This is a genomic window from Sphingorhabdus sp. Alg231-15 (genome assembly GCF_900149705.1).
In the GTDB taxonomy this organism is placed as follows: Bacteria; Pseudomonadota; Alphaproteobacteria; order Sphingomonadales; family Sphingomonadaceae; genus Parasphingorhabdus.
The window spans coordinates 3,188,563-3,200,605 of sequence record NZ_LT703001.1; the positions used below are offsets into that span (position 1 = coordinate 3,188,563).

Genomic DNA, 12,043 nt, shown 5'->3' on the forward strand with positions numbered 1-12,043 from the left:
TTATTCTCCTTGGGTTTTGGACAGCACAATGCCGGAATATCCTGGCAGATTGCTGCTTGTGGCGTCATTCACTGAATGGACAAGAGCGCCGCCATCCTTGGCCCAGGTCAGATCATTGGGACCCATATTAAACGCGCAGATCAGCGTGTCGTTTCCGGCCTCACGTTCAAAGACCAGCAGATCGCCGTCGGCTTGGAGGACGTTCAATCGACCAGACCGCAACGCTTCGTGATTTTTGCGCAGCAAGACCAGCGTCTGGGTGAGATTTAGCAGGGATGACGGGTCAGCTTGCTGTTTGTCCACGGCCAGAGCATGATGATCATCCGATACCGGTAACCACGGCTGTGCTTCTGAAAAACCGCCATTAGGGACACCGGATTGCCACGGCATCGGGGTGCGTGCGCCATCGCGGCTCAGCGTCAACGGCCAGTTCGCAATCGCCTCAGGATCCTGGAGGTCCTCAAAGGCAATGTCGACCTGTGTAAGGCCCAGTTCTTCACCCTGATAGATGATGATCGTGCCGCGCAGTGCGACCAGCAGCAGCATCTTCATCCGGGCAAAAGCATCAGCATATTCCGGAGCGACCCAACGTGAAACAGCTCGCGGGGCATCGTGATTTTCGAATGCCCAGCTTGGCCAACCCACGCCCGGAATATCTGGCCATTGCTCAACCGCCTCTCGCACTAGGCGAGGGGTTAAAGCATCGGCGTAGAGAAAATTGAAACCGTAAGCACTGTTGAGATGGGTTTCACTCGCAGTGAACAATTTCATCTCCCGCTCGGCATCATCACCACCGACTTCGGCGACGGTAAAACAGCCGTCATATTCGTCGGTGAGCGCTCGGATACGTTCCACAAATGCTGGAATATCCGGGTGCGATTGATTGTAGAGTCGCCGCTGAAAATCAAAAGAGCGTGTGCGTTTTTTGTTCGATGGTGTCGCTGGGGGGTTGTCGCGCAATTCAGGATCATGCATCGCAAAATTCAGCGCGTCGATGCGAAAACCATCGACACCGCGGTCAAGCCAGAAACGGCCTACGCCGAGCAACGCCTCCTGCAATTCCGCGTTGTGACCATTAAGTTGTGGCTGGCTGGTAAGGAAATTGTGCAGATAATACTGTCCACGCCGAGCATCCCACGTCCATGCCGGGCCGCCAAAGACCGATTGCCAGTTGGTTGGCGGTGAGCCGTCGGGTTTGGCGTCAGCCCAGACATACCAGTCGGCTTTTGGGTTGTCCTTGCTGCTGCGGCTCTCGGCAAACCACGCATGTTGGTCAGAGGTATGAGAATAGACCTGATCAATGGTTATACGCAAATTCAATTCGTGCGCCCGCTTTATCAGGGCATCAAAATCAGCCAGCGTGCCAAAAATTGGATCGACATCGCAATAATCGGCCACGTCATAGCCGAAATCTTTCATTGGTGATTTGAAAAAGGGAGACAACCAGATCGCATCGGCACCCAGCTTGGCAATATAATCCAGACGAGCGGTGATGCCAGCAAGATCTCCAATACCGTCGCCGTTGCTATCGGCAAAGCTGCGTGGGTAGATTTGATAAATTGTGGCGCCCTTCCACCATGGTGTGGCGGTTTCGGGGTTTATATCAGTCATATTATGCAATTTCTGGAGCACGTGTTCACTTCTTGTCTTGGGGAGTAGCCTGGCAGATGACATAGCCAAGCGGGGGGAGGTTGATGGAGACCGATCCGGGCGCCGAAACGGTAGCGGGACATTGGCCTGCGAGCGCAGAGAAACTCGTCGAATTGGTGCCGACCTCGACATTTTGTTCGATCGCTTCGTTGGTCATATTGAGCGCGACAAGAACTTCGGTTCCATCGTCTTCGCCGCGGGTAAAGGCGAGTAAACCCGGTTTCTCGCTGCTGGCGCGCAATACCGTTCGACCATAGCGCAGTTGCGGCGATTGCTTTCGTATTTCGCTGAGCTTGCCGATGAGTAGATAAAGCGGATGCTGTTCATCGAAATTCGCGGTGGCGGTGGTTGCATCCGTGCCGATCAGGCGGTTGTCGTTATAGACATCGACTTTGCTAGGGAACATGTCCTCACGCGCGGCTTGATCTCCACCGTCGCCAACAAAGCCCTGCTCATCACCGGAATATATGGTCGGTACGCCGCGCGTGGTCATCAGCAGCACATGTGCAAGCGATATGCGTGCAAGCCGCTCTTCTTCGCTGGCGTCCGGATAAGCAGCATCAAGCATATGAGCCATCCGGCCCATGTCGTGATTTCCCAGAAAGGTCGGTAATTGGCGCGCGATGGCCTCGCCACCGGCATAAAGCACATCGCCATTAATGAGCTTGTCGAATATGTGCGTCCCGTCTTTACCAGTCAGCATATCGCGTGCTGCGACCTGAAACGCGAAATCGAGGACAGTTGGTAACTCGTCGCGGTGCGTAAATTGGGCCAGGTAACCGGGATCAACTTCATGAGCGAAGACTTCACCGAAGATATGAAAATTATCTATCCCTTTGGCTTTCGCGCGTTCCATCATGGCGGGTGTGAAGCGGGTCCAGAATTCAGGGTTCACATGTTTGGCGGTATCGATGCGAAAGCCATCAATGCCATAATCGTCGATCCAGTCACCGAATATCTCGATAAACCCGTCTACCACGCGCGGGTTTTCCGTCATCAGATCATCCAGGCCGACGAAATCGCCATAGCGTGAAGATTCTCCTTTAAAAGTCGTATCGCCGCGATTGTGATACCAGATCGGATCATTGAGCCACGCGGGAACCTTGATATTTTCCTCTCCCGCCGCCGTGGTCGGGGTGTATGCATAGGTTGGATCTGTCAGTTTTGCGAAATTTTCGGCTGTCATTGCTGCATCACCGGCAAAACCTGCGTTGATCGCGGTGCCGCTCACGCCGCCCTTGCGCTGATAGGGATAGTCGGCCTTGCTGCGATAACCGCACTCTGCTTTGCCTTCGCATTCCTTGGGGTAAAGGACATCCGCTGTGTGATTGGCTATGATATCCATATAGACTTTCATCCCGCGCGCATGCGCCGCGTCAACAAATGTGCGGAATTCGTCGTTGGTGCCGAAATGCGGATCGACCTGCGTAAAGTCAGTGACCCAATAACCGTGATAGCCAGCGCTTTCCTTTCCGGGCGTACCCTGTACCGGCTTGTTCTTGAAGATGGGCGCAAACCATATGGCGGTAACGCCAAGCCCCTGAATATAATCAAGCTTGTCGGTCAACCCTTTCAAATCGCCGCCGTGATAAAAGCCTTTATGGGTCGGATCATAGCCGGATTTTAGTCGCCCGCCTTCGATACCTGCGCTATCATTTTGCGGGTCTCCATTTTCAAAGCGGTCTGGCAGCACGAAATAGATAATCTCATCTTCGGGCAACCGCGCCCTTACGCTATCCAGTGCAACCGAGGCTTCACCATTGCCATAGATCGGAGCATCTTGCGCTTCAGCTTGCTCGCAACCGCTTAAAAGCGATGTCGACACTGCTAAGCTGGCCAGCAAAGAAATCTTCTTTATCATTATGCTACGATCCTGTTGGTTGGGGAGGAATGCTGCTGGGCGGCACAATGGCGCGCTATATATTCGCTGTGGTCCGGCATGCGTGACGCCACTGTCTTGGCGTGTTGGCCCGCGAGTTTCAGGAATTCAGACAGATCTTTCTCGCTGAGCTGATCGGCGAGGGGATGGTAACCTTCAGGGATTATCCCCTGTCCGATGAGAACCTGTAGCCAGCCAGCCTCCGTGAACAATTCTTCATGTTCGCGGACGATCCGACCATTTGCTTTGAAAAGCGCAATTTTGTGGGCCAAGCTATCTGGAATGTCGGAATCGCGGACTGCCTGCCAAAACGGTTCACTCCGGCCATTGGCATGGTAGTGCAGGATCAGAAAATCACGAATCCGTTCCCATTCAAAGTCCGTCTGGCGGTTATATTCGGTGACATCCGCATCCGCGATCTTATTGCCCGGGAGGAGCTGCAAAAGCCGCGCGATGGCGGACTGGATGAGATGAATACTGGTTGATTCCAGCGGTTCCATGAAACCTGCGGACAGGCCAAGCGCAACACAGTTTTTCACCCAGGCGCGCTTGCGCTTCCCGGTGGTGAATTGCAATGTCCGGGGTGTGTCCAAGGCGGCACCGTCAAGATTATCGAGCAGGATCGAAGCCGCTTCGTCATCTGTTATGTGGGTGCTGCTATAGACATGGCCGTTTCCGGTGCGGTGCTGCAGAGGAATACGCCACTGCCAACCCGCTTTGCGTGCGGATGCTTTGGTATAAGGCGTAAGCGATTTGGTCGCTTCACACGGCACCGCTACTGCACGATCGCAAGGCAGCCAATGGCGCCAGTCGTCATAGCCCGCGTTCAATGCACCTTCGATCAGCAGACCACGAAAGCCGGTACAATCGATGAAAAAATCACCTTCGACGACGTGTCCAGATTCCAGATGAAGCGAACGGATGGCGCCGTTCTCGGAATCTTGCGCAACCTTGGCAATCAGACCTTCGATGCGCTTAACACCGGCAGCTTCGGCATATTGCCGGAGGAATTTCGCGTAAAGCCCAGCGTCAAAATGATAGGCATAGGCGACGCCGCTAGGGAGTTGACCAGGCTTCTCTTCAATCGGCGCGAACCGGTTCTCTGACGAAGCCATGGCGCAGGGGCTGGCAGACCATAAGTCAGAATTTATGCCGTTTTTCAGCGCGCGGAGCCAATAATGGTGATAGCTGGTTAGCCCGAGTTGCCGGCCGACATTGCCAAATGCATGGATATAGTTTTGGCCCTCTCCGCTCCATCCATCAAATTGGATGCCAAGTTTGAAACTGCCCTGGGTTGCCGCAACAAAGGCATTTTCGTCAATGCCGAGGCCATGATTGAAAAGACGGATCTGAGGTATTGTGGCTTCGCCGACGCCAATCGTTCCGATCGCATCGGATTCAACCAGTGTGATGTTGGCCTGTTTACCGAGGAAACGGCTAAGTGCTGCCGCTGCCATCCAGCCAGCGGTCCCCCCGCCGGCAATGACAAATTTCTGCATTGCCGCCTCCCTCATCCAGTTACTACACAGTTATGCCGACTGCCGGACCCGTTCACAATGACCCTTCAAGCTTAGGACATTGTCAACAGATCCGGCCATCGACACTATCAGAATTTAAATGACGCTCCGATCAGGAACCGGCGGCCATAAATCTGATAATCGATCACTTTCAAACGCACGCCGTCACCATCAATCGATGCAAAACGTTCGTCGGTCAGGTTCTGACCCTGCAGATAGAGGGACAGACCTTCAAGGGCGCTACCTTCCTGGAAGTCATAGCCGATTTGCGCATCGACAATGGTCTCTGGCAAAGCCAGTCGCCTTGTCAAATTCCCACCGAAGCCACTGAAATCTGCTAAGAATCTTGACCGGTAACGGGCGCTGACACGGGAGTTAAAGCCCCATTTTTCGAAGAACAAAGTACCGTTCGCGGTCCATTTGGAATAGCCGGGAATATCATCAATATCGCCATTGGCATCTTCGACTTTGCTTTCCGTATAGCCGACGCCGCCGGTCACACCAAAGCCATCCAGAGCTTCGGTAATATTGTTGAACGGAAGCGTCATCGCGAGTTCACCGCCATAGAAATCGCCACCGCCGGTGTTAACCGACCTTTCAAGCAAGCCGATCGGCGTATCGATTGGCAAGCCCTGTGGAAGCGGAAGACCAGTATAATCAAATGGCTGTTTGCTGCGATCAATATAGTTGACGATATCCTTGTAGAATAGCTGCAAGGAAATCACCGCGGACTGTCCGAAATATTTCTCGAAGTTTAGATCAATCGCATTCGCACGGTAGGGCCGTAAGAAGGGATTGCCGCCTGAACCGTCGAGGAATACACCGCTGGGATCCGTTTCATTGCGGCTATATTCCAGCGAAACCCTCATATCATCAATTCGTGGCCGCTGAACTTCGCGCGCCGCTGCAAAACGGATGATGAAATCGCTGTCGAAACGCAACGAAAGGTTCAGACTGGGAAGGACATCCCAGTAGCTGTCACCCAGCGTCCGGTCCGTACGTACACCGTCAGCAAAGGTCGGTCCGCTTGACGCCTGATCGGTATTGATTGCCTGCACTCCGAAATTACCGGTCAGCGTGGCGTTACCAAATTCCTGCTCAATATCCGCTTGTAGATACGCAGTGAGTAAATCTTCACTGACAGAATAAGCCTTGGCGAGAACATCAGGCACATTATTCGGTTCAAGGACCAATATACCATCATCGATCAATTGACGCGCGTCATAGCTTACTATGGGCCCAAGACCGAGATAGTCCAGATTGGTTGGCCGTAGCAATGCATCCTGGGGGATAGCAGTTTCCAACGCGCCGCCTGCCAGTCGTACCAGCGATTCATCCGGCGTCAGGCTCTTGTCGCGATCCGTATAGTTGAGGCCGAATTTAAGCGCTTTTATGAAGCCGCCATCAAATTCCTTTTCAACACCGACACGATATTGCTTAAGTTCGTCTTCGACGATCCGGTCATTATAGTAACCGGCCTGGGGAACAACGCCGCCGCCCCAACCCAGAGGGTCAGTGAGGAAAATCGCGCTGGGATCGCTATAATCCAGCGACGGATCAAATACCGTGCCAGAGGAGCCAGACTGGAAATTGATGGTTGCTGAAGCTCCATTGCCGGTGTCATCGCCGTTGAAACCGGTCCCCGAATAGCTTTCGATGCTCAGCTCGTTGCGGTCGGTCTTGGAATAGCCGATATCGATAAAAGCTTTCCATCCGTCATCACCTTCATAAGTGGTGTTGAAACCGAAGGAATAGAGATCAGCTTTGCGTTGAAAGATGTCATTGCGAATGACACCGCGAACATTTTCGAACGTACCCGCGGTGGCAAATCCGTTTTCGAAAGTGAAGTTGGCGGGATCACCGGTTGTTCCGAATCCACCGCCAAATGCCAGTGGCAGTTCGATGCCGCGCTTGGATTGGTCATCGTTGAAGTTTGAATAGAAGCCATCCAGCGTCATCATGACGGTATCGGCGGGCTTATATTGCAAGGTACCGTTTATGCCGAAGCGCTTGAGCTCCGTAGAAGTCACGAATGATTTCGAACCGCCAATTGCAAATGGTGCTGCGTCCGACCCGTCACCAGCATAGCCCCAGGCGTTAAATTCCTGCAGTTGATAGGGCTCGTCCACATAAGCGGCGGCAATGGCGATGCCGATAGTATCGTCGGCAAACTGGTCGACATAGGTGCCGTTGACGCGATAGCCATATTTTGAGGAACCTGCGTTTAGTGCGCCAAGGTCAGCATAGGTTCCGCGTCCGCCAATTGCGATTACGCGATCGCGATATTCGAGGGGGCGGATCGTGCGGACATCGATAGTACCTGCAAGGCCCTGACCGACAAGCGATGCGCTGGGAGATTTATACACAACGACTTGGCTGACCACTTCGGAAGGATATTGGTCAAATTCTACCGCGCGGTTGTCACCGGTTGAGGTTTGCTCGCGACCATTAAGCAATGTTTGCGAGAAGTCGGGGCCGAGACCGCGAACAGCGATCACGTTAGCGCGGCCATTGAGCCGCTGTGATGTCAAGCCAGGCAGGCGAGCGATGGATTCACCGATAGAAGCGTCCGGCAGTTTACCGATATCTTCCGCAGTGACTGATTCCAGGATCTGATCGCTTTGCTTCTTTTCATTGACCGCACTTTCGAGGCTGGCACGAAAACCAGTGACAACGATTACACCTTTTTCTTCGTCAATTTCCGCAGAGGATCTGTTTTCTTGACTGGTCTCTTGCGCAAATGCTGTTGTGCTGCCAGCGGCGATTGCCAGTGACAGTCCAAGCGCAGCGCGACTGGTTTGAAGAAGGCTGTGCTTCTTGCTGAATTGTGATTTCTTCATTTTCACTCCCCTAATCGGGCTCCCGATTCGTGCCGGAAAGGCCCATAAACTCAATTTGATACCGTCACGATCTCCGCATATATCGTGCGTCAAACTCGGGTCTTTATGATCGGAAATTACGCGCTGCATAGTTCACATACGTATGCACATCACTGGTGGGGTAGCGGATTGTAACAATTCGGCAACAAAGCTTTTCGGCTCTGACATTTGCAATATAAAGAGAATGTCCTAAGCTGTTTCGGAAGAATAAAGACCATGCCGACAACGCATCGGTATGCCAGGAGAGATACCACATGGGTAGCGTGCCATCACGCAAACCAACGTCGTTTGACATCGCCTATTTGGCCGGAGTTTCTCAGCCGACTGTTTCGCGTGCGCTTCGCAACAGTCCGGCGGTCAGTGCCGCCACGCGTGAAAAAATCCAGCAGATCGCAAAAGAGCTGAACTACAAAGTCGACAAGAACGCCTCTTCGTTACGGTCACAACAAAGCAACACTCTGGCGCTTCTGTTTTTCGAAGATCCGACACCAGATGATAGTCTGATCAATCCGTTTTTTCTTTCCATGCTGGGATCAATCACGCGGGAATGCGCGCGGCAGGGATTTGACCTGCTAATCTCGTTCCAGCAACTTTCGGGTGATTGGCACACGGATTATCAGGACAGTCATCGCGCTGACGGCATTATATTGCTCGGCTATGGTGACTATGAGGATTATCGGGATCGGCTGACGCATCTTGTCGGACAAGGAACGCATTTTGTGCGCTGGGGGCTTGCAGGAACCGATGAACCCGGGCTTACTCTGGGTTCCGACAATCGTGGCGGCGGGAAGAAGGCAGTCCAGCATTTGCTCGCCAATGGCCGCAGAAACATTGGGTTTATCGGTACCGCATCAAGCCACGCTCCCGAATTTGAAGCCCGCTGGCTTGGATACTGTGATGCGTTGACAGAGGCAGGCATCGCGATTGATCCTGCATTGCAGCAAGATGGGTTTAGCAGCGAGGAAAGTGGTGTGGACGGGGTGCAATCCCTGATCGCGAGTGGTCAAAAATTCGACGCCATTTTCGCGGCCTCCGATCTTATCGCGATCGGCGCAATGCGGGCGGTGCAAGAAGCGGGGTTGAAAATTCCAGAGGACATCGCTGTGGTAGGTTTTGACGATATACCGGCTTCTGCAATGACCGCACCGCCACTCACAACCGTGACCCAGGATTTGAAGTCGGCAGGCGAAGCACTGGTTACGGCTCTTTTACGGCAGATCGCTGGAGAGAAAGTCGAATCTTCTGCGCTTCCCGTGGAGTTGATGGTTCGCGATTCCTCGGCAGCATCAAAGGTATAAAGCATACGTATACAACAGGTGCCGCATTGTACGGCATCCCACAATTTGCCACCAACGCGTTATGACGCAGCACTATAGCGGCGCGAGGGGAGAGAGATATGGCGGAGAAACCACGGCAGGGCTTTTGGGGCCTGTGGAATATCAGCTTCGGTTTTTTTGGCATCCAGATCGGCTTTGCCTTGCAAAATGCAAATATGAGCCGAATTTTCCAGTCTCTTGGTGCTGAGCTCGACAATTTGTCGGTTCTGTGGATAGCGGCCCCGCTAACGGGACTGCTTGTCCAACCCGTCGTCGGCTATTTGAGCGACAAGACCTGGCTTGGCAAACTTGGTCGTCGGCGTCCTTATTTTTTAGCGGGCGCCATACTTGCCACCATAGCGTTGCTGGTGATGCCGCAATCTACGGTCTTGTGGTTTGCGGTGGTGATGCTCTGGATTCTTGATGCTTCGATCAATATTTCGATGGAGCCGTTTCGCGCCTTTGTTGGCGATATGTTGCGCAAGGATCAGCATAGCGCAGGCTATGCTGTTCAGACGGCCTTTATCGGTGCGGGCGCTGTTGTGGGCTCCATATTCCCCTGGGTGCTGGAGCAATTCAATGTTGCCAATGTCTCGCCGGATGGCGGGATACCGGACACCGTGCGCTATGCCTTTTGGTTTGGCGGTATCATGTTCCTGATATCCGTATTGTGGACGGTATTCATGACCGAAGAATATAGTCCGGAACAAATGGCTGCCTTTGATGGTGTCGCTAGTGAAGAGGAATCTGCTCATACGTTGCGTGCCCTTGCCGCAAAGACGTTCACCTCCAGCTTCGTCTGGATTGCCGCCGGTATTGCGGTACTTCTGACGGTTACCAAATTTGGTCTCGAAAAAGAGGTTTATCTGCTCGGTGCCTTGCTGGTGGGCTATGGGATAGCGAGCATTGCCGGGATAATTCTGGCGCGCGGCGGTAGCTCGAACAACATGCTCAGCACTATTGTTGGTGATTTTTCCGGCATGCCAGAGTTGATGAAGCGCCTTGCTCTGGTGCAGTTTTTCAGCTGGTCAGCCCTATTCATCATGTGGATCAACACGACACCAGTCGTTGCTCAATATATATTCGAGTCTCCCGATCCGCAAAGTGCCGGCTATCAGGAAGCGGGCAATTGGGTGGGCGTGCTATTCACGGTTTATAATGGTGTCGCCGCTTTGGTGGCTCTATCCTTGCTGCCCTGGCTGGCGAGCAAATTTGGTAAAGCCAAAACCCATATGATCTGCCTGCTCTGTGGTGCTGCGGGCTATGCTAGCTTTTTCCTCCTGCGTGATAAAAATCTGTTGTTGATCAGCGAGATTGGTATCGGCATTGCCTGGGCTTCGATACTGGCCATGCCTTATGCTATATTGGCCTCTAGCCTGCCGCAGAGAAAACTCGGTATTTATATGGGCTTATTCAATATCTTCATTGTGGTGCCGCAATTGTTAGTCGCCACTATCATGGGCTCGATCATGAAAGCATTTTTTCCGACCGAGCCGATCTGGACCATGGCTTTTGCGGCAGCTGTATTGGTTATTGCTGCGCTGGCCATGCTGCGTGTTGATGCGGCTCTGCAGCAAGAGGACGTTGTCAATGCATAGACGGCAGGCCGGCTATGGTAGTGCTTCGCCTCGTGCAGCGACCAAGACGGCGTACCAGTCCTGCCGGTTCCATTGTACTGCCATGGCATCCATTGCATCGGCGATACGTTCTGCGCGTTGAGACCCGATAATCGGAATCGGGCGCGAGGGATGGGCCATGATCCAGCTATAGGCCGTAGCTTCTCGGCTAACGCTAAAAGCTTCTGCAATTCGATCTAGTTCCTTGACGACAGCGTGGGCACGCTCGTCATCCGGCGACGCAATTCGTCCTCCTCCAAGCGGAGACCAGGCCAATGGTGTCATATCCATGACCATTGCTTGATCCAGTTCTCCATTTTCCATGGGATCGATACGGAGTGCTGAAATTTCCGGCTGCGTACTGACAATTGGTTGGTCAAGAAAGTGATTCAGGGCGACAATCTGGCTTTGGGTGAAATTGGAAACGCCAATATGTCCTATCTTCCCATTCTGCACCGCGTCCTCGAGTGCGCGGGCCGTCTCCTGCGGATGGGCCAGAATATCGGGTCGATGAATTTGCCAAAGCTCGATAGTATCCGACCCGAGCCGTGACAATGTAGCGTCAATCGCTTCCTCCAGATAAGCGGCGCTGCTGTCATAGGGGAGAGGCGGCATGATTCCGCCTTTGCTTGCTAGCGTCATCCGGCTGCGCAGACTCTTGTCTTTAGCCAGAACTTCGCCAAGCAGGTCTTCGGCATCACCAAATCCATCGGCTCCGGTAAAGCCATAAATATCGGCTGTATCAAAAAAGGTTACACCGCAGTCGAGCACAGCGTGTATCAATTGCGTCGCCTCGGTAACATCGCGACCGGCAAACCGCCACATGCCCCACGCCATTGATGATATTGTGATGTCCGATTGACCAAGCTGACGGGTAGCAGTGATTTTTGGAAGAATAGTCATGACTATTTTGTTCTTTGTTTTGAGATTGTTAAAATAGGGAGCCGTTCAATTTGTCGTCACAATCGTAGCATCCAAAAATCGCGATTTGAAGCAGAGTGTTGATGCCAGAATTCTAAAATTGGTCGGGACGAGAGGATTCGAACCTCCGACCCCCACACCCCCAGTGTGATGCGCTACCAGGCTGCGCTACGTCCCGACCTTCGGTGCAGCATTGCTGACCGAGGTCGCGGATATATGGTGGTCGGGCGGGCTTGGCAAGCGCTTTGCCAACCATATTTTACAG

General features: G+C 53.1%; 7 protein-coding genes and 1 tRNA gene. 2 read left to right on the forward strand and 6 right to left on the reverse strand.

Annotated elements, in window-relative coordinates:
- The 4 genes from DG177_RS15555 to DG177_RS15570 all read right to left on the reverse strand — a co-directional run bounded on the left by DG177_RS15555 (position 1) and on the right by DG177_RS15570 (position 7,886).
- Positions 1 to 1,611 carry an alpha-amylase family glycosyl hydrolase gene (locus DG177_RS15555; RefSeq protein ID WP_108812324.1) on the reverse strand — a complete coding sequence of 537 codons (1,611 nt, stop codon included), beginning with the start codon at positions 1,609 to 1,611 and terminating at the stop codon, positions 1 to 3.
- A gap of 25 nt (positions 1,612 to 1,636) precedes the next feature.
- Complete coding sequence (locus DG177_RS15560) at positions 1,637 to 3,511, reverse strand: alpha-amylase family glycosyl hydrolase (protein ID WP_108812325.1); 1,875 nt, start codon at positions 3,509 to 3,511, stop codon at positions 1,637 to 1,639.
- Positions 3,511 to 5,028, reverse strand: coding sequence for a tryptophan halogenase family protein (locus tag DG177_RS15565; protein WP_337658930.1), 1,518 nt, complete (start codon positions 5,026 to 5,028; stop codon positions 3,511 to 3,513). The genes DG177_RS15560 and DG177_RS15565 overlap by 1 nt, the downstream gene beginning before the upstream one ends.
- Before the next feature lie 107 nt (positions 5,029 to 5,135).
- On the reverse strand, positions 5,136 to 7,886 hold the full coding sequence (locus DG177_RS15570) for a TonB-dependent receptor (RefSeq protein WP_108812327.1): 2,751 nt from the start codon (positions 7,884 to 7,886) through the stop codon (positions 5,136 to 5,138).
- A 293-nt stretch (positions 7,887 to 8,179) separates the two neighbouring features.
- Here DG177_RS15570 and DG177_RS15575 point away from each other — a divergent pair, with 293 nt between their 5' ends.
- Entirely contained in the window at positions 8,180 to 9,223 is a 1,044-nt protein-coding gene (locus tag DG177_RS15575) for a substrate-binding domain-containing protein (protein WP_108812328.1), read from the forward strand.
- A gap of 98 nt (positions 9,224 to 9,321) precedes the next feature.
- Entirely contained in the window at positions 9,322 to 10,839 is a 1,518-nt protein-coding gene (locus DG177_RS15580) for an MFS transporter (protein WP_108812329.1), read from the forward strand.
- 12 nt (positions 10,840 to 10,851) lie between these two features.
- Here the strand turns inward: DG177_RS15580 and DG177_RS15585 are convergent, their stop codons facing one another.
- Both DG177_RS15585 and DG177_RS15590 read right to left on the reverse strand, forming a co-directional pair.
- Positions 10,852 to 11,760 (reverse strand): aldo/keto reductase, encoded by a 909-nt coding sequence (locus DG177_RS15585; RefSeq protein ID WP_108812330.1) that lies wholly within the window; start codon positions 11,758 to 11,760, stop codon positions 10,852 to 10,854.
- Between the two features lie 119 nt (positions 11,761 to 11,879).
- Positions 11,880 to 11,956: transfer RNA gene (locus DG177_RS15590), tRNA-Pro, on the reverse strand.
- Positions 11,957 to 12,043: the final 87 nt, after the last annotated feature.

Excerpts from the sequence above, each read along its gene's own strand:
- DG177_RS15555 (WP_108812324.1), bottom strand. The coding sequence starts at position 1,611 with ATGACTGATATAAACCCCGAAACCGCCACACCATGGTGGAAGGGCGCC.
- DG177_RS15560 (WP_108812325.1), bottom strand. The coding sequence starts at position 3,511 with ATGATAAAGAAGATTTCTTTGCTGGCCAGCTTAGCAGTGTCGACATCG.
- DG177_RS15565 (WP_337658930.1), bottom strand. The coding sequence starts at position 5,028 with ATGCAGAAATTTGTCATTGCCGGCGGGGGGACCGCTGGCTGGATGGCA.
- DG177_RS15570 (WP_108812327.1), bottom strand. The coding sequence starts at position 7,886 with ATGAAGAAATCACAATTCAGCAAGAAGCACAGCCTTCTTCAAACCAGT.
- DG177_RS15575 (WP_108812328.1), top strand. The coding sequence starts at position 8,180 with ATGGGTAGCGTGCCATCACGCAAACCAACGTCGTTTGACATCGCCTAT.
- DG177_RS15580 (WP_108812329.1), top strand. The coding sequence starts at position 9,322 with ATGGCGGAGAAACCACGGCAGGGCTTTTGGGGCCTGTGGAATATCAGC.
- DG177_RS15585 (WP_108812330.1), bottom strand. The coding sequence starts at position 11,760 with ATGACTATTCTTCCAAAAATCACTGCTACCCGTCAGCTTGGTCAATCG.